The sequence below is a fragment of the Paenibacillus prosopidis genome, from assembly GCF_003337375.1.
In the GTDB taxonomy this organism is placed as follows: domain Bacteria; phylum Bacillota; class Bacilli; order Paenibacillales; family Paenibacillaceae; genus Pristimantibacillus; species Pristimantibacillus prosopidis.
Genome location: NZ_QPJD01000020.1, coordinates 11,350 through 31,758, shown reverse-complemented (window position 1 = coordinate 31,758; position 20,409 = coordinate 11,350). Strand labels below are relative to the sequence as shown.

Here is a 20,409-nt window from a genome sequence, read left to right as displayed (position 1 = left end):
TAATGAACAACACAAACACGGTCATAACAATAATAAAGTTCATCTGCCCCACACCTTCCAATAAGCTGTCTTTATTATAACCAACACCAGTCAAAAAGAAAACTTTAAAAGTTGTGAACACATTGTTAACATAGAGAGTATGAGCAAAGCGAGCATCTAAGCTTGCGAGGAGGAGCGCACATTATGAATTATCGGTTTTCATCCAGAGTGGCACAGTTAAAATCGTCGGCTGTCAGGGATATATTGAAGCTGACGCAAGGGAAAGACATGATTTCGTTTGCAGGAGGACTTCCGGCAGAGGAGCTGTTTCCGGTTCAGGCGGTTCGTGAAGCGGCTGACCGTGTATTTGCCGCGGGCCCAAGCGCCCTGCAGTATGGATTGACTGAAGGTTATTTGCCGCTGCGTGAGCAGCTTTGTGAACGTATGGCGGCCAAACAAATGATTGTGAATCCGGAGCAAATGATATTAACGACCGGCTCGCAGCAGGCGATCGATTTGCTGATCGGTGTACTAACAGAGCCCGGTGATACGATTTTGGTTGAGAGGCCGACGTATTTGGCGAGTCTGCAGGTTTTTGCGCTTCATGGCTTGAAGGTTATTGCTGCCGAGAGTGACGAGCACGGTATTATACCTGAAGATGCAGAACGGCTTATACGCGAGCATCGTCCGAAGCTGTTGTACGCCGTGCCGACATTCGGAAATCCGACCGGCCGGGTGTGGAGCGTCGAGCGCAGGCAGAAGCTGCTCTCTCTATGTAAACAAAATCAGATGCCTATTATTGAAGATGATCCGTATGGAGATATTAAATTTGATGAGAAGGATCAGTTCCCGACGCTCTTCTCGCTGGATGGCCAAGTTGAGAAAGGGGCTGTGTTCTACACAAGCACATTCTCCAAAACGGTAGCGCCGGCCCTTCGAACGGGATGGGCAATGGGAGACAGCGGTGTTATCCGGATGGTCGCCAAAGCGAAGCAAGCTGCAGACCTACATTCGAGCACGATGGACCAGCAAATTTTGAGCCAGCTGCTTAGCGGCTTCAAGCTAGATGACCACATACGCTTGATTTCAAAATCGTACGGCGAGCGTATGCTTGAGATGCACAATCTGCTGAAGCAACAAGCACTGAAGGATGTAACCTGGGTTAAACCGAAAGGCGGTATGTTCCTATGGCTTGAACTGCCTGACGGTTTGGATGCAGAGGCACTGCTTCGTTGTGCGGTCCAGAAAGGGGTTGCGTTTGTTCCGGGCAGCTCGTTCTATGCGGAGAATCCGCAACGCAACACCGCCCGTCTGAATTACACATACAATACGGGCGCCCGGACCGAACAAGGCGTAGCGCGCTTTGTAGAGGCGCTCGGCGAATTTACGGCGCGGAGCTAACCGAGGCCGCCCATTCGGCGATAACTTCGCCGTATTCGGTTAATGCAGCTGCGCCTTCCGGGCGCAGCTTATATTTGCCGCGTTCAATTCGATCGAACCAGCCATAATAATTGCTGCGTAACGTTTCGCCGCTTCGGCTATATCCTGTAATGGCCGCAACCTCCCGCGGCGCCAGAGGACCGGATGTATACAGCGCGTGAGCACAGCGCAGCGCCTTCTCGCGATAGGCGGTTACAAGCTTGCGCCCGGTACTTCCTCCTACATTATAATCTCCGCTCCGCTCTCTGAACTCCATAAGCAGCTGCGCTTGCTTCTTCCTTCTTATGCCACGCTGCGGCGGGTCGCCTGGCTCGCACAGCATCTCAATGACGGGTGGCTTGGTCTTAAAGAAGGTAACCGTCATGAAGCCGAGTCCGAGCATGCGGCACAGCTCGGTTAAATCACCGAACCGTTGATTGTGGGAACCGCTTTTTTTTCGGTTCCGCTCAACGGCAAGCACAACATGACTGTTCAAACGTAAACGTTCAACGCCTTGCAGCAGCAGGGCAAGGTTGAACGTTTTTTTCATTTCGACAATAATCGTCTCTGAATGCTCGGTATGAACGGCAACCAAATCACAGTGGAGCACTTCACTTTTAACTGTATAGCCAAGCTGCTCGTAGTACTTTTTTATAGGATTGTAAAGTTCTTCCTCTCGTGCAACAGCCACGGTTACTAACTCCTTCCCATGCAATGCTAATAAAGCTTTATAGACCTATTATAGCAAAGGATTATGCGGGCTTGTCGTATTTTGATGGATGGAGCACTAAAATAATGGTCAATTTCCAACTCGAATAAGCATAGAAATAGAATACTTCAATAAAAGTTGGCACCACTCGATAGAGCGTCTAGAAACCAATCCCGGGCGTAGAAAGATTACTGGAATGCGGAAGCGATGGGAGGAGGCACGGTATGGACATTTTTAAGCGAATATCGGAATATCAGGCTGAGAGCGAGAAGCTTGGATGGACAGGAACATTCAAGGAATATATTGAACTGCTAAGGCAGGACCCGTCCCCGGCCATGACTGCACATGCACGCGTTTATGAAATGATTGAATCTTATGGGGTCGAGGACATTGGAGGCCGCAAGAAGTACAAATTTTTTGAGCAGGAAATATTCGGCTTGGATCGTGCGGTGGAGAAGCTGGTTGAGGAGTACTTCCACTCGTCCGCGCGCAGGCTCGACGTTCGCAAACGGATATTGCTGCTTATGGGACCCGTAAGCGGCGGTAAGTCAACGATTGTGACGATGCTCAAAAAAGGGCTGGAACGTTTCTCAAGAACGAAACGGGGAGCCGTGTATGCGATTAAAGGCTGTCCGATGCATGAAGATCCGCTGCATCTCATTCCACATGAGCTTCGTCCCGAAATCGAGAAGGAGCTTGGTGTCCGAATCGAGGGTAATTTATGTCCTTCCTGCCAAATGCGGCTGCAGACCGAATACATCGGAGATATTGAAAATGTGCTCATCGAAAGGGTATTTATATCGGAGGATAACCGGGTCGGTATTGGTACATTCAGTCCTTCTGATCCGAAATCACAGGATATTGCCGACCTGACGGGCAGCATCGACTTTTCTACCATAACCGAATTCGGATCGGAATCCGATCCGCGCGCTTACCGCTTTGACGGTGAGCTCAACAAAGCAAATCGCGGACTGATGGAATTCCAAGAAATGCTGAAGTGCGATGAGAAGTTTCTCTGGAACCTGCTGTCGCTGACGCAGGAGGGTAACTTTAAAGCTGGACGGTTCGCCTTAATAAGTGCCGATGAGCTGATCATTGCCCATACGAATGAATCCGAGTACAAATCGTTCATCAGCAACAAGAAGAACGAGGCGCTGCAATCACGGATGATCGTTATGCCGATTCCTTATAATCTTAAGGTGTCGGAGGAGGAAAAAATATATACAAAGCTGATCTCACAGAGCGATATGAGACATATTCATATTGCTCCGCATGCGCTGCGTGCAGCCGCAATCTTCTCCATTCTTACCAGGCTGAAGGAAACGAAGAAGCAAGGTATGGATTTAGTGAAGAAGATGCGCATGTACGACGGCGAAGAGGTAGAGGGCTTCAAGGAAGCAGATTTAAAGGAAATGCAAAACGAATACATTGAAGAAGGAATGACGGGTATTGATCCGCGTTATGTTATAAACCGGATATCCAGCGCGCTTATTAAGCAGGATATGCAGTGCATTAATGCGCTTGACGTATTGCGCGCCCTGAAGGACGGTCTCGACCAGCATCCGTCCATTACGAAGGAAGAGCGCGAGCGGTACTTGAATTTCATCTCGGTTGCCCGCAAGGAATACGACGGCTTGGCGAAGAAGGAAATTCAGAAGGCATTCGTATACTCTTTTGAGGAGTCCGCCCGCACCTTGTTTGAAAATTACCTGGATAACATTGAGTCATACTGCAACTGGGCGAAAATCAAAGATCCTTTGACTGGAGAAGAGATGGATCCAGACGAGCGTCTCATGCGCTCGATTGAAGAGCAAATTGGCGTTTCGGAAAATGCGAAGAAAGCGTTCCGGGAAGAGATATTGATACGTATATCATCCTATTCGCGCAAAGGAAAGAAATTTGATTTTACGAGTCATGAACGGTTGCGGGAAGCGGTGGAGAAAAAACTGTTCGCTGATCTGAAGGATATCGTGAAAATTACGACGTCAACGAAGACGCCTGACGAGAGTCAGTTGAAGCGAATCAATGAGGTGACGAAGCGTTTAATTGACGAGCATGGATATTGCCCGGTATGTGGAAATGAATTGCTGCGTTATGTGGGCAGCTTGTTAAATCGGTAACTCATGAAGCGGGATGAGCGGGTGAATAATGGGGAAAAGCTGACGGACAATAGTCCGCCGGCTTTTCTTCGTAGCCGTCAGGTTATAGAAAATTTGAATTTAATTATAAAAAACGTATGTTTACCGGCTTAATAGGTGATAGTGAGCTATTATACAAAGATTAAGTCTTATTGTTAATGCAGGAGGTTGTACATGCTTTGACGAACATGTTTAATCGAGACTCTCAGTTCTGCATTTGTTTCGATTTCGCAATCCTTGAATAATATGCATACAATGCTCAGAGAACCTCGTGAGGAGCTGGACGTCATTACAGAGAGCCATATACACAGCTTAGAAAAAGCAGGAATTCTCTCAGGCGGAGGGTTCCTGCTTTCGTGTTATATAAGTTGACACAATTTTCAGATTTTAGTATGATTATCCTAACATTCCGATGAAAAGTGTTAAAAATGTTAAGAATTTTAACATTAATATAACATAATCTATCGAAAGGTTACACCAAAAGCATTATATCGGTGCTGCACCCATCATGGAGGAGGCGGTTGTCATGTCGACGGCCAAACAGTCGCAATCGCAATTTTACGATTCTCAAGCATTTTACGATGAAATGTTCGACAAAGACTTTTCTGTTCGCACTCACTATGACAACGTTCATCGACTTTTCGGTAGAATGAAGCCAGCAGAGCTTGCTATTCGTCAAAATGCGATTAATCAGCGAATGATGGAGGAAGGCATTACGTTTACACTTCATAGCGGGGCACATAATGAACCGTTAGAGAGAACGATTCCTTTCGATTATATTCCGCGCGTTATTCCGAAGCATGAATGGGAAGGTGTAGATCGGGGCGTTAGGCAGCGAATACGTGCACTGAATGCTTTTATTCACGATGTATACCATGGACAACGTATTGTTGCCGACGGAATCATTCCAAGGCGCATGATTGTTTCCAATACGTATTTTCGTCCGGAAATGGCTGGTCTACATGTTCCGGGCGGTGTATATATTACAGCATCAGGTATCGATTTAATTCGCGACGAGAAGGGTCGCTATTTTGTGCTCGAGGATAATTTGCGTTCTCCATCAGGTTTTTCATACTTATTTAAGGGAAGAACGCTAATGAGCGAGCTGTTCCATGATTTATATTTATCCTGCTCGGTACAGAGTATTGACCGCAGCTTAAATTGTTTTCTTAGCTCGCTGCGCGCGCTTTCACCAAATGGCAACCGCGATCCGCTTATCGTTTTGCTCACGCCCGGCTCTTTTAACTCAGCCTATTACGAACATACATTTCTGGCGCAGCAAATGGGCATTCATCTGGTTGAAGGCAGAGATCTTGTGTACAAGGACCACAAAATTTATTTGCGTGATATGCGCGGACTTCGTCAAGTGGACGTTATTTACCGCCGGATCGATGACGATTTCCTTGATCCGCTTGCCTTCCAGCCGGATTCGATGCTAGGCGTGCCTGGCTTAATGAATGCTTATCGTGCCGGAAATGTGGCTATTGCCAACGCTCCTGGTACGGGAGTAGCTGATGATAAAGCGGTATATGCCTATGTACCGGATATGATCCGGTATTATTTGGGCGAAGAACCGATTTTACACAACGTCCCTACTTACATTTTATCGCGTAAGGAAGAGCGTGATTACGTATTAGCTCATCTTGATCAGCTTGTCGTGAAGGAAACGTCATTGTCAGGCGGCTACGGAATGCTGATCGGTCCCAGCGCGACCGCGAAGGAAATTCAAACATTCGCCGAAGCGATTAAGCGTGAACCGGAACGATATATCGCTCAGACGACGATGAAGCTGTCGCGTGCTCCGGTAATGGTTGATGGCAGTATGTCACCGCGTCATATTGACCTGCGCGCATTTGCACTGATGGGAGAGGAGACACACGTCATTCCGGGAGGTTTAACGCGTGTTGCGATGAAGGAAGGATCGCTTGTAGTCAACTCTTCTCAGGGCGGCGGAGTCAAGGATACGTGGGTGCTTAACCGATAAATAATAGGAGGGAATGCGATGCTGAACCGGAATGCAGAGGCATTGTTTTGGATCGGTCGGTATATGGAACGAGCTGAAAATCATGCCAGGCTGATTGATGTCCATTATCACCTGCAGGTCGATGACGAAACGGCGGATACCGAAGGAAAGCAGGAAGGTGAAGCAGCGGAGTCATACTCGAAGTGGGCTAGAATCGTAGATGCATTAGGAAGCAGGGAAGCCTATGAACAGCAGTATGGTACCTATAATGAGAGGGATGTGCTTTTCTATACGACGCTGGACCGCGATAATTCTAATTCATTAGTTTCGTGCGTTAGCCACGCACGCGGCAACCTGCGGACACTTCGTGAGAAGGTGCCAAGCGAAATGTGGGATACGACGAACGCCTTCTATTTATGGCTGCGGGAGAAACAACCGGACGATTTGCTGAAGGAGTCGCCGCATTTATTTTTTGGACGCATCAAGGAATGGACGGCTTTGTTCCAGGGTGTCAGCCAATCGGTTATGCCGAGAGAGAACGAATGGCACTTCATCGAATGTGGACGCTATTTGGAGCGCTCCGAGAACACGCTGCGCATCATTAAAGCGGTGGGCAATGCAGCTAGCATCGAAAGCTGGAACAGCGCGAATGCCTATCCATATTTACAGGCTGTATTGCGTTCGGTAAGCGGTTATCAGGCATTCCGCCGCTATTATGCGGATGGAATATCGGTTGAAGCAATCGTTGAATTCGTTGTATTGAACGGTGTGTTCCCAAGATCCCTTCATTTTGCACTCCATACGTTAGACGATCATATGAGACATATCGAGTTTCAGGATAAACAGCTTCGGACGGCGCATGAGAGAGTTATCCGTCAAGTGGGCAAGGTGAAGGCCGATTTGGCATGCTTGGAACACGAGGATATGGTTATTGACCGAAATGGAGCAATCGTCACTCATTTGCTTGATGCCTGCCAGCAGCTGGGACTGGCATTCGCTAAAACCTTTTTTCGGATGGGAGAGGCAAGCGCATGAAGCTGAGTATTTCACATGTGACGCAATACGAATATGCGGAAGCGGTAACGGACAGTGTCAATGAAATTAGGCTAACTCCAAGTACGAATGAACGGCAATCCTGCTATCAGCAGGCTATCTCAGTCGAGCCGAATGCATCTTTGTTCACCTACGAGGATTATTTCGGGAATCGGGTTCATGCTTTTTCCGTTAACGGATCACATAAGCGGCTTACGATTAGAACCACTATGACCGTTGTGACGAAGCAGGCGCCAACAGCAGAAGAGCGGGCGTTCTATTTAAGCAGACGACCGCCTGAGCAGGGTTGGGGATGGCTGAAGACGGAAGATGCGGCTAACCGCTTTACGGAGTTTCTTCTGACGACGGAGTATACGGCCGTAACGCCGGAGGTTGAACGTTTTGCAGGTGAGATTTCGGATGAAGGCGGTCAAGTTTGTGTGCTGGACTGGCTAACGGCTTTGTCGGGCAAAATTCGGTCCGAATTTGTGTATGACCCGGAAGCGACAAACGTGAAGACGAAAACCTCTGAAATGTTCGAACGCAAACGTGGCGTATGTCAGGACTTTGCGCATCTGATGATTGCTGGCTGCCGGGCGCTTGGCATTCCTGCGCGTTACGTGAGCGGCTATCATTTCGTAGGCGATTTGCAAGGCGGAACTTCTGATTTCGAGCAGGCGTCTCATGCTTGGGTGGAGGCTTTCGTGCCCGGTCTTGGCTGGTGCAGCTTCGATCCGACGAATGTTGACCCCGTAGGCGAGAGGTACGTGAAGCTGGGCCACGGGCGTGATTACAAGGACATTGTTCCGGTGAAGGGCGTATACCGCGGTACAGGTGAGCAGAAGCTGCACGTAACGGTCGATGTGCGGAATTTAGAGGATTGAAAATGGTACAAACAATAAAAAGAACAGTAGTCCGCTCTGAAACCGCGGTCGACTGTTCTTTTTAATTTTCGAAACGGAAAAAACACCCCATTCTCAATTTATCAAATTCCGAACATATAATTCTGCTGCGATCATAAATTTGATGTTATGAGGAACTGTTGAGAAGGGGGCTACTCCATGGAAGAAGAAGCACTGTTTGAGCATCGGTTTTGGCTGCAAATTTTAGGTGACCATGCCAGGTTTATTCTTAACGGATTATCGCCAAAAGAACAAAAGGATATTGAAATAGCAGCCCAATACATCCAACTATTTGATCAGCTGCTACATAAATCGAAAATGCCAAATGCAGCTTCTTATTTGGTTGATTTGAATAAAGAGGCTTATGAATTAACGATTAGTTTACGTACCTTTAAGCTAACTCTGCTGCAGCGGCTGCTGCTCGGACAAGTAGCGATTGGTCTTACTCCGAGTTTACTCAACCATATGGTAAATGAACTTGAAGAATATGTTAAAATACTCGCTGCGCTGCTGGAGGGAAAACCTGTTCCCCATTACTCGGCGCTGCATCACGATTTACTGTGGTTGCCGGATGCAGCCGGTCACGCAGCTGCCATTGCAATGGATTTGGATGCAGTAGAGAAACGGTTGAAGGAGAAGAGCAAAGAGTTTGAACAGCATTTTAACGAGTTTTATTTAAAAGCAATCGAGCTGGCCGGCTATTTGAGGACGTTGCGTACCCATTATCCGTCAATAGACAAGTTTCATGTGGATGTTAACCTGGAGATGAGCGTATTTATGGCTTTTCTAAAGGAAATCGAGGAGCTTGAATTAAGCGCGGAGTTATTAAGCCGTATAAATCCGCTCTTTCCGGATCATATGTTTCGTGAAGAATGCTACTACCTATTGAAGCTTTCTCAGTCTGGAGCGGTTTCTCCGCCGAATTGCGATCCGGCCAAACCGAGAATCGAATAAGCGCTTAGCGTTTGGACAGTTTATAGAGGAGAGTGATGACAAAGGAGGCGCATAGCGTTGGAAAGTTCATTCGAGCATACCCTTATGCCGATAACGACGGTCGCAAGCGGGGACGGCCTTGCTTATCGGCCTGACATTTATTGCTACCCGATTCAAATTGTAAATGTTTGTTTTATCGGGGATCCAAATCAGAATAAAGACGGCTGGGTACTGGTCGATGCCGGAATGCCTAGATCCGCTAAGAAAATTATTAAAGAAGCGGAAGAGAGGTTCGGAACGGGTCCTAAAGCGATTATTTTAACGCATGGTCACTTTGATCACGTTGGCGCCATCGTAGAATTAATTGATCACTGGAACGTACCCGTTTATGCGCATAAGCTGGAATTACCCTATTTAACCGGTGAAGCGGATTACCCGCCGGCCGACCCTACCGTAGAAGGCGGTCTCATCTCCGAGATGTCACCGTTTTTCCCTCATGATGGAATCGACTTGGATAACCGGATAAAAGCACTTCCAGATAAAGGAATAATCCCTGGGATGCCGGATTGGAAGTACATTCACACTCCCGGTCATACGCCAGGTCATATTTCATTATTTCGTGAAAATGATGCAACATTGATCGTTGGTGATGCTTTTGTAACGGTGAAGCAGGAATCGCTCTATAAAGTAGTCATACAGGAGCAGGAAATTAGCGGGCCCCCAAAATATTTTACAACGGATTGGGTGCAGGCCGAGAAATCGGTTAAGAAGCTTGCTGCTCTTAAGCCCTATTTAGCCATAACGGGACACGGGGAGCCGATGTTTGGTCAGTCGCTTGGAGATAATCTAAAGCTGCTGACGGAAAAATTCAGAGAAATAGCTATTCCCGAGCAAGGGCGTTACGTGAATACGAAATTACATTAAAACAAAAGTAAAAACCCTGCTCATTGGCAGGGTTTTTACTTGTTTATAGGTAACTCATTTTGTTAGGTACGTTCACGGTCACGGTTTCTTAAACCGGCTAAACCTAATAAACCAATTAAGCCAAGCCAGCCCCAATCCATATTATTGTCATCACCAGCAGCGGTTGCTCTGTAGTTATCCGTTCCAAGTGCACGGTTTGTTTGATTAATACCTCTGTTCATATCCGTGCGCATACCAGTGTCAGGAGCCGTGTTATTGATACCTCTGTTGTTATACGTACCCATTGTACCAGTATTTCCATTGTCAGCAAAAGCGGGTATAGCAAATACGAGCGTCAAACAAGCGAAAATACAAATAAGCAACCATGTCTTCTTCAATTTACTTGTCCCCTTTACGGTTAAGTTTTTTCTTACCGGCTTATTTTTTCTCAAAGCCAAAAAATTATTCTCTAATTTAAACTTCAATCACGATAGGTAGAATCATGGGCCTTCTTTTGGTTTGCGCATACACATATTTCCCGATTGCTTCTTTTATTTTGTGTTTTAAAATCGTCCATTTCATTAAACTGCTGCCGGTTTGAAGTTCTTCGATCGTAATTAACACTAACCGGTTAATATTGTCGAGCAGAGCCTCCGACTCGCGCACATATACGAACCCTCGAGAAATGATATCAGGTCCGGTTAATATCTTCCCGTCCGTTTTGCTTAGCGTAACGACTACAACAAGAATGCCGTCCTCGGCGAGATGTTTGCGGTCGCGTAAAACAACGTTTCCAACATCTCCTATTCCCCAGCCGTCAACAAGTGTATTTCCGGCTGTTATTTTCCGGGTTTGTCTGGCTGTCTGTTCGCTGATATCAACGACGTCGCCATTTTTGATAATAAATATGTTGTCTTTCTCCACCCCGACAGCTTCCGCTAATAACCGGTGTTGAAAAAGCATTCGGTATTCACCGTGAATAGGGATAAAATATTTAGGCTTCATTAACGTAAGCATAAGCTTAAGCTCTTCTTGACATCCATGACCGGATACGTGCATTCCCGTAACCGATCCAGATCCATATATAACGTTTGCTCCCAGCAAAAATAAATTATCTACTGTAGTTGAAACGTTCCGTTCATTTCCAGGTATGGGGGTAGCAGCAAAGATTACGGTATCGCCAGGTAAAATTTCTACTTGACGGTAGCTTGAGTTGGCAAGACGGGAAAGTGCAGCCATAGGCTCACCCTGGCTTCCCGTACAGAGTACGGCGACTTTGTCGCGCGCCATATCATTTGCCTCTTTTGCTTCAATCAGCATGCCTTCGGGAATATTTAATTGGCCTATCTCTACAGCGATTGAAACGACATTAACCATGCTTCGTCCGAGCAAGAGCAGCTTTCGGTTTGTCTTTTGGGCTGCATCAATCACTTGCTGCAAGCGGTGAACATTTGAAGCGAATGTGGAAATGAACACTTTATATTGCGCTTTTTTGAATGCTTCTTCAATATGATCGCCTACAATCCGCTCAGAAGGAGTGAATCCTGGACGTTCTGCATTTGTGCTCTCGGATAACAAAGCTAATACACCGTTTTCACCGATGCTGGCCATTTTATGAATATCAGGATACTGATTATTTACAGGGGTTAAATCGAATTTAAAATCCCCGGTATGTACAACTGTTCCTTCAGGGGTATAAAATACGACGCCCAGGCAATCGGGAATACTGTGATTTGTTCTGAAAAAGCCAAGCTTGATCGCACCTAACTCAATGCTTGATTCCGAGTTGATTTCATTAAGCTTACTTTGATCAAGAAGACCGTTTTCCTTTAGTTTCCCTCTAATTAGACCAAGTGTCAGCTTTGATGCGTAAATCGGCATATTCAATTGCTTTAATATATAGGGGATACCCCCAATATGATCTTCATGTCCATGTGTAACAACCAGAGCCCGAACCTTTTCCTGATTTTCTTGCAAATAAGTAATATCAGGAATAATAAGATCAATCCCCAATAAGCTTTCGTCAGGAAACTTGGAACCGCAGTCGATGACAACGATATCGTCCGCATACTGAATAACATACATATTTTTACCAATCTCATGTACGCCTCCTAATGCAAAAATCGATAGCGCGCTTTTTTCAGTACTCATATCTCGGAAACCTCCTGCTTTACTGAATTGAAAATCGATGTCTTTTTTGATTTATATACTCACATAATATGGGTTCGGGATAGTAGAATTATTCAAAAAAAGTACGTTTTCCCAAGACTTAAGAATAACCCGAATATGTAAAGGGTATTTTATTTTTATTCAAGCTGATGGAGGGAAGAAATTGTCGAAGTTAAATACGATTATGATTAGCCCCAAACAGCCTAAACGATGTAAGGGGTGTATATGGGGCAACTGGGATGGAATGAAGCAATTCTGTTCCAGACGGACATGTGTAAGGGAGAATTAAGAAAAACGGAAGATATTAAAGCTGCCGTACTTTGGCAACAATAATACCGATTGAAAACGAAGGAATTGAAATAAAATAAACACGTTTCAAAAACAACTGACTATAAGAGGGAGCAATACAAGATGGAAAAAGGTACAGTTAAATGGTTTAACGCAGAAAAAGGCTTTGGTTTTATCGAAGTTGAGGGAGGAAACGATGTATTCGTCCATTTCTCCGCTATTCAAGACGAAGGCTATAAATCATTAGATGAAGGTCAAAGAGTTGAATTCACGGTTACTCAAGGCAGCCGTGGACCACAAGCTGAGAATGTTGTAAAACTGTAATTGACTGTAATTGACTGAAATAGCCTTAACAAGCCCTTAACGATTCGTTAAGGGCTTTTTTTTCAATCGGATTTCTTGACAGTCAGCGGGCACACGCCCGGAAAAGTGCGCATATGATACTTATGTCATTCGATGACGTGAGAAAACATATACGAATTGAGGAGATTACAGATGAAGTGTTCCCCACGTGAAGTTTGGCCGTCAGAGTTGTATGATCCGAGTGGAATTCGCGTAGCTTCTGAACTTAAAACCGAAAATCACAGTGCGGATCGGCTCACCGGACGCGGTCAAACGATGGTCATCGATAAAGGTCTTGGCAGAAACGCATTTATGGATTTAATTGAAGTAGCCTCGGATTATATCGATTGCGTGAAATTCGGCTTCGGGACAGCCCCTCTTTGTAATACTGAGCTGCTGCTTTACAAGATTAAGCTAGCCAAACGACATGGTATTACGGTCATGCCAGGCGGTACATTGCTGGAGACGGCTGTGCAGCAGGACGTGGTACCGGCATTCTTCGATTCAATCTGCTCTCTCGGTTTTAACGGTGTTGAAGTGTCCGATGGTACAATTGAACTTCCTCGCAGAAAAAGGACGGAGCTTATCCAAGAAGGCATCAAAAGAGGTCTTAGTGTGGTAACAGAGTATGGCAAAAAGCTGTCAGGCTCGCTCATTGATGCATCGACTCTGGCCGTAACAGTTGAAGCTGACTGGGAAGCAGGCGCTGAGCTTGTAACGGTGGAAGCTCGTGAGTCGGGTGTTGGTGTCGGTCTCTTCGATGAGAATGGTGAATGCCGGGAAGATGTGTTAGATGCCATCCTCCGATTCGTGCCGGAGACGAATAGACTGATGTGGGAGGCGCCACTTAAGCCTCAACAGGTGCTGCTACTGCGAAAATTCGGTTCAGACGTACATTTGGGGAATATTCAACCTAGCGATACTCTTTCTCTCGAGACGATGCGCCGCGGACTTCGTTCCGATACATTTGAGTTTGGCATACAAAAGAAAAAGGTAGAGGATATTTATTACATGATTTAGCCCTTCTGGTAATTAACGGTTTTCCATTTGACTGACAATGAATTGACGGATCAACCCGTTCAATTGACCTGCTGCCTTCGTGGGAATCTGATGATTGGTTTGTTTTATGAAATAGAGTTCGTTCTTGTCCAATCGTTGGGATAGCAGCTTCGCGTAAGGATGGAACTGTTTGTCCTTTTCACCGTAAACGAGCAAGACAGGTTGATGGATTTGTTCTAATCGGCCCGTACAATTATAGCGCAGGCTGTATTGGTAATACTGTTTTATATTATTGGCGTTTCCTTTTATAGCGTCATTATAGAGCTTCCAGACTAAGGATAGCTTTCGATTCGCTTGCGCCCAAGAAATAGACATTGCTAGCGTACGGACCGCACCGATTCGGGAGAAGCTTCGCCCGAGCTTAATTTCATTTCTTAACTTCCAATCACTTACTTCAGACATTCCGCTGACTACAATACAACCGAGCGCCCGGTCGGGGTGGGTCAGCATGAACTCAAGCGCGATCGATCCGCCCGTTGAGTACCCGCATATAAAGGCTTCTTCGATCTGGAGCCGATCCATCAACTGCTTCATATCCTCGACAATCAAAGGGTATGTGATCTCTTTTACAGAAGGTTCACTACCGCCATGCCCCCGGATATTGAAAGCGACCGTTCGAAATTGAGCTGACAATTCCTGAATTTGATAGACGAAATTCAGACTCGTCAAAAGAGGGGGATGAATAAACAGGATCGTGGTTCCTTTTCCCCGATCCGAGTATTGCATGCTGTATCCGTTGATATTCATTTCGGGCATCCGCACAACATCCTTTGCCGTTTAAATTTCCATGCTTACCACCGTTTTTATAAAATAACAAGATTTAATTTAACTCGCCCAACTTATAAACATTCAAGGGAATATTTGCAAAGAGAATAATTTAATAGTTTCGCGGAAAATCCCGTCGCCTTAACATTGAAAGGGATAAAACCAAATATCAAGGGGTATTATGCTTATTAGGGAGGGGATAGACTAAACTGCAGCCTTTAATCCCCTCTTTAACAATAAAGGTGGTAATGATTTTGAGCTCTTTCGGACAACAGCTGAGGCAGGTAAGACAGCAAAAAGGTTTTGAACTTAATGAATTTGCAAAGGAATTAGGGGTCTCTCCCGTTTATTTAAACAATTTGGAAACGGGGAAGACACAGACGATTCAACTGGAAGTATTGAGCAGGCTGCAAAATGAATTGTATATGATCATTGATGACGATGAAGGGATTGACGATCAAACAGCTATTCGTATAGACCGGATAAGCAGCATGCTGCATGATTTGTACAAACTCAATCAGCCGGCTGCCGAATATTTGATGGCGGTAGTCGAACAAGGGATTGAGGTATTTGTCCTAAGATCGACAGACATTCATTGAGCTTCGCTAAGGGTTGGAAAGCGTTTGAACTTCAATAAAATTTCATATTTAAACAGCCATGCTTTGAGAGTCAAAGCATGGCTGTTTAAATTCAATGACTTTAAGTTACGATAAAGTTTTCATATTATTCTGTTGATCAATCTCGCTGCCCAAATGCGGTACGAAGAAATGATTTTCTGCCAGTGCCTCATGCTGCATTTCCGGCGCTACGAACCCCCACTGAATGCCTGTCGCCCTCGCAATTTCAGAGTCGGTAGTGCACAAATCGCTTTTAGAGATATCGGATAACGATGTTCTTCCAAGTGACTGGGCAACCATTTCCATCTCTGTCACGCAAGAATTCAAATAGCGCACCAAATTCTTGGATGCTGTATCCACATCCAGCTCCGATGTCAATTTGCCGGTATATACGACCAGGCTCGTAGCAGCTTCGAACGGCGCTGATTTCACAATATGTTCACCGATCAAAGCCAGCATCGCAGCAGTTCCAATGTATACGGCATCTGCACCCATCGCCATTGCTTTCAACATGCAGCCGGGGGTGACTAATCCTCCCGCAGCAATAATGCTGACTTTTCCGGTCGCTCCTTTACGGGCTAAGAAATGTGAAGCACGTGAAATGGCAAACATAGTTGGTAGTCCCACATCATCCTGCAACGTTGGAGCTCCACCGTGCGTCCCCCCTTCCGCGCCGTCAAGCGTAATGAAATCAACTCCGGCGTCCAAGGCGATTTGCAGTTCTTTCTCCAGGTGATGAGTGGCTGCGATCTTAAGTCCGACCGGAACGCCTGTTTCATGTTTGAGTCGCCTTACGAGTTGAACGAAATCTTCCTCGGAATTGACGCCTGGAAGTCTGGAATGAATGACAGCAGGCTCCCCCTCCTGTAAACCGAACACTTCCCGGAAGTCTTCGCCAATGTTTTTTACTGTCGTTCGCTGAGAAGCCGACCCTTGCGCTCCTTGTCCGAGCTGAATTTCAATCGCATCCAGCTGCTTGTATTTGTCGGGGGTGTTCATCCATCCGCCACGATTATATTGACCAATAAAAAGATGTGCCGCGTCCCGCTCTTCCCGCATCAATCCTGCCTCCCCTGAATTCGTGGCAGTTCCAACGAATGTCGAAGCTTTGGCAAGGGCAAGCTTGGCATTTTTGCTTAGGGCTCCGCCAAACGACATGGCCGCGATCATGACCGGAATCGAAAGGGTAAGCGGTTTTTGTGCGAGCGGACCAATCGTCACGGAAGTTTGAATTCCGATCTGCTCTGGCGTTGGCATGCGAAACAGATGAACGGGATTAAACAACACGCTTTCCCATGGAGAAAAATGAATGTAGCTTCCCAGCGGCCGGGGAATCGGCGTACCGCTGGAGGAACGCATGAGGATTTCTATAAAGTTTGGAATACCGACCTTACGGCCAACGGGAATTGTCGCAGCCAGGTTTTCGGTATATTGATCCTTTATCATGCGGGACAAGGCTTTGTCCACCGCTTCATTCATGACGGAACGGATAATATTCTCAATGAATTTCATTACCGGCTCCCCGGTCCAATTGGCGAACCATTCCATCGATTTGTTTGGACATAGACAGACACATTTGTTTTATAGTGTCCAGCTGTCTTGAAGCACTTTGCTCCTCAATCGCAATGTCGACCAGTTCCTTGTGATCGAAGTTCGTTAATTTCTGATAATGTTCACGCTCAACGCTTGATAAGGTACCGGATACCGTTTCGATCCGGGTAATTTCCGATTGCAGATAGTTTAGAACATGTTTTACGTCATTAAAATCTGTCATCAAGGTTCTCTCCTTTCATTTCCTCTTCTGTTAAGGTAACCCGTTACCCGGTTTACCATACACCCCAGTGGGATGAAGAATTGAAGGAAAATTTACTAGTCAAGCTAGAATCGGAATTATGACATTAAACCGAAGAACAGCCATGCTCTTATGAACATGGCTTTTGCTCCGTTATTTAGAAACCTTTGTATTGCGGTTCTTCATTTTCTAACTGCTGTACCCGATCCTCGACTTGTTCCAGAATCTGTTGTGTTTGCTCAGCCGCGTTTGTAAAAAGAGTTTTCGCCTCTTCATTTTGGGTGCTCAATGCGAATTGTTCTAAGCTAGCCTGAGCGCTTTTTAACGAAGCGACACATGTTTTGACTTGGGAAGCAACTGTCAATTTGATTCACCTCCTTTAACGGATTAACCATAAGCGTTTGAAAATACTGCGATTCCTTCTAGGTAACGGATATAATGTATCCCGTTTTTTCGAAATCATACAACAATGTCAAAGAGATTTGTAATGGAGAAAACGAGTGAAATATTTCCACTTAATTGAATAAAAAGCGCGAAAAATGTCGATCTTGCATATGTGCGATTTCCATCAAGTGGAAATTCAAATACTCAAAAATAATAAAGGGGACTACAAGATGCAAGAGTGGTTACTTGTTGCACTACGGACATTGTTAGCGATTGTCATCCTTTTTTTAATGACTAAGATATTAGGAAAAAGACAAGTCTCCCAGCTTTCTTTTTTTGAATACATAACTGGGATCACGATCGGAAGCTTAGCGGCCTATATTTCGTTAGATTTGGATGCAAGATGGTATTTAGGAATCGTATCATTGTCTGTTTGGGTACTCTTTTCCTTGGGGATCGAGTTTTTACAAATCAAGAGTAAAAAAGCAAGGGATTTTATCGAAAGCAAAGCCAGGGTGTTGATTAAAGACGGAAAAATCATGGAGGAGAACCTCAAGAAGGAACGAATTACGACCGACGAATTGATGGAAGAGCTACGGAAAAAAAGTGTATTCCAAACGGCGAACGTAGAATTTGCGGTTATGGAACCGAGTGGAGACATCAACGTCTTGCTAACGAAAGAAAATCAACCCCTTACACCCAAGCACTTAGGCATCAAAGTGGATCCCGAACAAGAACCGCAGGTGGTTATCATGGATGGGGTAGTCATAAACGAACCTTTGGCTACGATTGGACTTAATCGGGAATGGCTGGATACGGAACTCGAAAAGATTGGAGTCGCAATTGAAAATGTGTTTCTTGGCCAGGTAGACAGCTATGGCCAGCTATATGTTGACTTATATGACGATCAGATTAAAGTCCCTAAGCCACAGAATAAAGCCACATTGCTTGCGACTTTAAAAAAATGTGAAGCGGACCTTGAAATGTTTAGTCTATCCACAAAAGCTCCCAAAGCAAAGAAAATGTATGAAGAATGTGCGAAAGAGCTGGAACGGGTTATTAAGGAAGTCAGACCGCTGCTCATTCAGTAGATCAGATGGATCGGGAGGATTAAAAAATGGCCAATAACAAGATGAAAAAAGCAACGCCCGTTCAACAGGAGTATCAAGAACTCGCCAAACAGCTTGAACCGAAACGGCCTATAATCAAAAACTGCTTGCGTGCGTTTCTTGCCGGAGGAGTGATTTGCGTAATTGGACAAGCGATTCAAGAAATGTTCGTTCATTGGGTAGGCTTTGACGAGAAAGATGCATCCAATCCCACTGTGGCCGTGTTAATTCTCATTTCCGTTATTTTGACGAGCTTAGGCGTCTATGACAAATTCGGCCAATGGGCGGGTGCCGGTTCAGCTGTTCCCGTTACCGGCTTTGCAAATTCGATGGCATCCGCCGCTATTGAGCATCGCAGCGAAGGATTGGTTTTAGGCGTCGGCGGAAAAATGTTTAAACTTGCAGGTCCTGTTATTGTCTTTGGTACTGTAGCGGCATTTTTTGTTGGTATCCTCACTTTAGTGTTTAAGGGTACTGGAGGAGGACACTGATATGCTAAAAGGACATCAAAGTTGGATATTTGAAAATAAACCGGTTATTCGCGCATCGGCTACCGTAGTTGGTCCGTTTGAAGGCAGGGGGCCCCTTGCCCGTGATTTTGACATCATACATGGTGACTCCATGCTGGAAGAAGATAGCTGGGAAAAAGCAGAGAAAGTTTTGATCGAAGAAGCCGCAGCACTGGCGATCGAAAACGCAGGGTTAACCAAGGAGCAAGTCCAATTTTATATCGGCGGCGACTTGATGAATCAGATTATCAGCAGCAGCTTTGCGGCTCGTACGCTGGCAATTCCCTACCTTGGTGTGTTTGGTGCCTGTTCAACCTCGATGGAAAGCCTGGCTCTCGCGTCCGCACTCGTTAATAGCGGTGCAGCGAAATTCATACTGGCCGGGACCTGCAGTCATAATGCAAGTGTAGAAAAGCAGTTCCGGTACCCGACAGAATACGGTTCGCAAAAGCCGCCGACTGCCCAATATACGGTGACAGGTGCCGGAGCGGCAATCGTTTCACAGGAAGGGGAAGGCCCTGTTGTCGCGTCAGCGACCATTGGCCGGGTTATCGATATGGGGATTACAGATCCCTTTAATATGGGGGCGGCTATGGCACCCGCAGCGGTTGACACCATCCAGGCTCATTTTCGGGATTTACAAATTGAGCCCGGTTATTATGATCTGATTGTGACAGGCGATCTGGCCAAGGTAGGCTATGAGATTGCCTGCAAATTGTTTGAAAAACACAACTTTCCGATCCATCAAACGGAGTATAACGACTGCGGCATGATGATTTACGACTATGATACCCAAATGATACAGTCGGGGGCAAGCGGTTGCGGCTGTTCAGCCGTTGTCACGTACGGTCATTTACTGAAACGGATGCAAAAAGGAGAAATCAAACGCATGCTTGTTGTTGCCACTGGTGCGCTCTTATCGCCGCTTTCATTTCAACAAGGTGAAAGTATTCCTTGTATCGCGCATGCAGTAGCGATTGAAGCAGGAGGGAACCAGATATGATCTTTTTATGGGCTTTTCTTGTAGGGGGAGCAATTTGCGTTTTTGGACAGCTTTGTTTTGATGTGTTTAAGCTAACTCCCGCGCATACTATGACGTTACTCGTTGTGCTGGGAGCAGCTGCCGACGGACTCGGCTTGTACGACCCGCTCATCAAATTTGCCGGAGCCGGAGCATCCGTTCCAATCACTAGTTTTGGGAACGCTCTGGTTCACGGTGCTTTGGAGGAATTACAGAAAGACGGATGGATCGGAGTCATTACCGGCATATTCAAGGTAACAAGCGCAGGTATTTCGGCTGCCATTATTTTCTCATTTTTGGCAGCCTTGCTGGTAAAACCAAAAGGATAAGGCTGAAAAGAGCAATAGGGAGACACTATACTCCCCTTCAGAGGCTG

21 protein-coding genes are annotated in these 20,409 nt (G+C 45.9%); 14 read left to right on the top strand and 7 right to left on the bottom strand.

Features of this window, described 5'->3' with window-relative positions; all coding sequences use genetic code 11:
• Nucleotides 1–183 precede the first annotated feature (183 nt).
• Nucleotides 184–1,380, top strand: coding sequence for an aminotransferase-like domain-containing protein (locus DFP97_RS25425; RefSeq protein ID WP_114383481.1), 1,197 nt, complete (start codon nt 184–186; stop codon nt 1,378–1,380).
• Here DFP97_RS25425 and DFP97_RS25420 read toward each other — a convergent pair.
• Nucleotides 1,364–2,089: a DUF2161 family putative PD-(D/E)XK-type phosphodiesterase gene (locus DFP97_RS25420; protein WP_114383480.1), complete on the bottom strand. Its 726-nt coding sequence runs from the start codon at nt 2,087–2,089 to the stop codon at nt 1,364–1,366. The two genes, DFP97_RS25425 and DFP97_RS25420, sit on opposite strands and share 17 nt — an antisense overlap.
• A gap of 242 nt (nt 2,090–2,331) precedes the next feature.
• Between DFP97_RS25420 and DFP97_RS25415 the strand changes: the two genes are divergently transcribed.
• From DFP97_RS25415 to DFP97_RS25390, 6 genes are all read left to right on the top strand, one after another.
• A complete protein-coding gene (locus DFP97_RS25415) occupies nt 2,332–4,227 on the top strand; it encodes a PrkA family serine protein kinase (protein WP_114383479.1) in 1,896 nt (631 codons plus the stop codon).
• A 544-nt stretch (nt 4,228–4,771) separates the two neighbouring features.
• Entirely contained in the window at nt 4,772–6,229 is a 1,458-nt protein-coding gene (locus DFP97_RS25410; protein WP_114383478.1) for a circularly permuted type 2 ATP-grasp protein, read from the top strand.
• An 18-nt stretch (nt 6,230–6,247) separates the two neighbouring features.
• Nucleotides 6,248–7,243 carry an alpha-E domain-containing protein gene (locus DFP97_RS25405; protein WP_114383477.1) on the top strand — a complete coding sequence of 332 codons (996 nt, stop codon included), beginning with the start codon at nt 6,248–6,250 and terminating at the stop codon, nt 7,241–7,243.
• Nucleotides 7,240–8,124: a transglutaminase family protein gene (locus tag DFP97_RS25400; protein WP_114383476.1), complete on the top strand. Its 885-nt coding sequence runs from the start codon at nt 7,240–7,242 to the stop codon at nt 8,122–8,124. The genes DFP97_RS25405 and DFP97_RS25400 overlap by 4 nt, the downstream gene beginning before the upstream one ends.
• Nucleotides 8,125–8,301: 177 nt before the next feature.
• Complete coding sequence (locus DFP97_RS25395; RefSeq protein ID WP_114383475.1) at nt 8,302–9,096, top strand: DUF2935 domain-containing protein; 795 nt, start codon at nt 8,302–8,304, stop codon at nt 9,094–9,096.
• Between the two features lie 84 nt (nt 9,097–9,180).
• Nucleotides 9,181–9,999 (top strand): MBL fold metallo-hydrolase, encoded by an 819-nt coding sequence (locus DFP97_RS25390; protein ID WP_425453560.1) that lies wholly within the window; start codon nt 9,181–9,183, stop codon nt 9,997–9,999.
• A 62-nt stretch (nt 10,000–10,061) separates the two neighbouring features.
• Here DFP97_RS25390 and DFP97_RS25385 read toward each other — a convergent pair whose 3' ends face one another.
• Both DFP97_RS25385 and DFP97_RS25380 read right to left on the bottom strand, forming a co-directional pair.
• Nucleotides 10,062–10,376 (bottom strand): WGxxGxxG family protein, encoded by a 315-nt coding sequence (locus DFP97_RS25385; RefSeq protein ID WP_114383559.1) that lies wholly within the window; start codon nt 10,374–10,376, stop codon nt 10,062–10,064.
• A gap of 76 nt (nt 10,377–10,452) precedes the next feature.
• Nucleotides 10,453–12,129, bottom strand: a complete 1,677-nt coding sequence (locus DFP97_RS25380) for a ribonuclease J (RefSeq protein ID WP_114383473.1) — start codon at nt 12,127–12,129, stop codon at nt 10,453–10,455.
• A 429-nt stretch (nt 12,130–12,558) separates the two neighbouring features.
• On the opposite strand from DFP97_RS25380, the gene DFP97_RS25375 reads away from it, so the two are divergent.
• Both DFP97_RS25375 and comA read left to right on the top strand, forming a co-directional pair.
• Complete coding sequence (locus tag DFP97_RS25375) at nt 12,559–12,759, top strand: cold-shock protein (RefSeq protein WP_114383472.1); 201 nt, start codon at nt 12,559–12,561, stop codon at nt 12,757–12,759.
• A 171-nt stretch (nt 12,760–12,930) separates the two neighbouring features.
• Entirely contained in the window at nt 12,931–13,797 is an 867-nt protein-coding gene (gene comA, locus DFP97_RS25370; protein WP_114383471.1) for a phosphosulfolactate synthase, read from the top strand.
• Nucleotides 13,798–13,809: 12 nt separating this feature from the next.
• On the opposite strand, the gene DFP97_RS25365 is transcribed toward comA, so the two are convergent.
• The gene (locus tag DFP97_RS25365; protein WP_114383470.1) at nt 13,810–14,592 is read right to left on the bottom strand and encodes an alpha/beta fold hydrolase; all 783 of its coding nucleotides are present in this window, start codon (nt 14,590–14,592) and stop codon (nt 13,810–13,812) included.
• A 257-nt stretch (nt 14,593–14,849) separates the two neighbouring features.
• Here DFP97_RS25365 and DFP97_RS25360 point away from each other — a divergent pair, with 257 nt between their 5' ends.
• Entirely contained in the window at nt 14,850–15,200 is a 351-nt protein-coding gene (locus tag DFP97_RS25360; protein WP_245976599.1) for a helix-turn-helix domain-containing protein, read from the top strand.
• 105 nt (nt 15,201–15,305) lie between these two features.
• Here DFP97_RS25360 and DFP97_RS25355 read toward each other — a convergent pair whose 3' ends face one another.
• The 3 genes from DFP97_RS25355 to DFP97_RS25345 all read right to left on the bottom strand — a co-directional run bounded on the left by DFP97_RS25355 (nt 15,306) and on the right by DFP97_RS25345 (nt 17,374).
• Nucleotides 15,306–16,730 (bottom strand): FMN-binding glutamate synthase family protein, encoded by a 1,425-nt coding sequence (locus DFP97_RS25355; RefSeq protein ID WP_245976598.1) that lies wholly within the window; start codon nt 16,728–16,730, stop codon nt 15,306–15,308.
• Nucleotides 16,717–16,992 (bottom strand): hypothetical protein, encoded by a 276-nt coding sequence (locus DFP97_RS25350; RefSeq protein ID WP_114383468.1) that lies wholly within the window; start codon nt 16,990–16,992, stop codon nt 16,717–16,719. The genes DFP97_RS25355 and DFP97_RS25350 overlap by 14 nt, the downstream gene beginning before the upstream one ends.
• A 175-nt stretch (nt 16,993–17,167) precedes the next feature.
• The gene (locus tag DFP97_RS25345) at nt 17,168–17,374 is read right to left on the bottom strand and encodes a DUF1657 domain-containing protein (RefSeq protein WP_114383467.1); all 207 of its coding nucleotides are present in this window, start codon (nt 17,372–17,374) and stop codon (nt 17,168–17,170) included.
• Between the two features lie 250 nt (nt 17,375–17,624).
• Between DFP97_RS25345 and DFP97_RS25340 the strand changes: the two genes are divergently transcribed.
• The 4 genes from DFP97_RS25340 to spoVAE are packed head-to-tail and all read left to right on the top strand — an operon-like array spanning nt 17,625 to nt 20,362.
• Nucleotides 17,625–18,485, top strand: coding sequence for a DUF421 domain-containing protein (locus DFP97_RS25340; RefSeq protein WP_114383466.1), 861 nt, complete (start codon nt 17,625–17,627; stop codon nt 18,483–18,485).
• A 26-nt stretch (nt 18,486–18,511) separates the two neighbouring features.
• The gene (gene spoVAC, locus DFP97_RS25335) at nt 18,512–18,994 is read left to right on the top strand and encodes a stage V sporulation protein AC (RefSeq protein WP_114383465.1); all 483 of its coding nucleotides are present in this window, start codon (nt 18,512–18,514) and stop codon (nt 18,992–18,994) included.
• Between the two features lies 1 nt (nt 18,995).
• Nucleotides 18,996–20,015 carry a stage V sporulation protein AD gene (gene spoVAD, locus DFP97_RS25330; protein ID WP_114383464.1) on the top strand — a complete coding sequence of 340 codons (1,020 nt, stop codon included), beginning with the start codon at nt 18,996–18,998 and terminating at the stop codon, nt 20,013–20,015.
• The gene (spoVAE, locus tag DFP97_RS25325) at nt 20,012–20,362 is read left to right on the top strand and encodes a stage V sporulation protein AE (RefSeq protein ID WP_114383463.1); all 351 of its coding nucleotides are present in this window, start codon (nt 20,012–20,014) and stop codon (nt 20,360–20,362) included. The genes spoVAD and spoVAE overlap by 4 nt, the downstream gene beginning before the upstream one ends.
• The last annotated feature ends 47 nt before the right edge of the window (nt 20,363–20,409 follow it).

Coding starts and splice junctions, on each gene's coding strand:
- DFP97_RS25405 (WP_114383477.1), top strand. CDS start 6,248: ATGCTGAACCGGAATGCAGAGGCATTGTTTTGGATCGGTCGGTATATG.
- DFP97_RS25390 (WP_425453560.1), top strand. CDS start 9,181: ATGCCGATAACGACGGTCGCAAGCGGGGACGGCCTTGCTTATCGGCCT.
- spoVAD (WP_114383464.1), top strand. CDS start 18,996: ATGCTAAAAGGACATCAAAGTTGGATATTTGAAAATAAACCGGTTATT.
- DFP97_RS25355 (WP_245976598.1), bottom strand. CDS start 16,730: ATGAAATTCATTGAGAATATTATCCGTTCCGTCATGAATGAAGCGGTG.
- spoVAC (WP_114383465.1), top strand. CDS start 18,512: ATGGCCAATAACAAGATGAAAAAAGCAACGCCCGTTCAACAGGAGTAT.
- DFP97_RS25340 (WP_114383466.1), top strand. CDS start 17,625: ATGCAAGAGTGGTTACTTGTTGCACTACGGACATTGTTAGCGATTGTC.
- DFP97_RS25375 (WP_114383472.1), top strand. CDS start 12,559: ATGGAAAAAGGTACAGTTAAATGGTTTAACGCAGAAAAAGGCTTTGGT.
- DFP97_RS25365 (WP_114383470.1), bottom strand. CDS start 14,592: ATGCCCGAAATGAATATCAACGGATACAGCATGCAATACTCGGATCGG.
- DFP97_RS25415 (WP_114383479.1), top strand. CDS start 2,332: ATGGACATTTTTAAGCGAATATCGGAATATCAGGCTGAGAGCGAGAAG.
- DFP97_RS25395 (WP_114383475.1), top strand. CDS start 8,302: ATGGAAGAAGAAGCACTGTTTGAGCATCGGTTTTGGCTGCAAATTTTA.
- comA (WP_114383471.1), top strand. CDS start 12,931: ATGAAGTGTTCCCCACGTGAAGTTTGGCCGTCAGAGTTGTATGATCCG.
- DFP97_RS25400 (WP_114383476.1), top strand. CDS start 7,240: ATGAAGCTGAGTATTTCACATGTGACGCAATACGAATATGCGGAAGCG.
- DFP97_RS25410 (WP_114383478.1), top strand. CDS start 4,772: ATGTCGACGGCCAAACAGTCGCAATCGCAATTTTACGATTCTCAAGCA.
- DFP97_RS25360 (WP_245976599.1), top strand. CDS start 14,850: ATGATTTTGAGCTCTTTCGGACAACAGCTGAGGCAGGTAAGACAGCAA.
- DFP97_RS25425 (WP_114383481.1), top strand. CDS start 184: ATGAATTATCGGTTTTCATCCAGAGTGGCACAGTTAAAATCGTCGGCT.
- DFP97_RS25380 (WP_114383473.1), bottom strand. CDS start 12,129: ATGAGTACTGAAAAAAGCGCGCTATCGATTTTTGCATTAGGAGGCGTA.
- DFP97_RS25350 (WP_114383468.1), bottom strand. CDS start 16,992: ATGACAGATTTTAATGACGTAAAACATGTTCTAAACTATCTGCAATCG.
- spoVAE (WP_114383463.1), top strand. CDS start 20,012: ATGATCTTTTTATGGGCTTTTCTTGTAGGGGGAGCAATTTGCGTTTTT.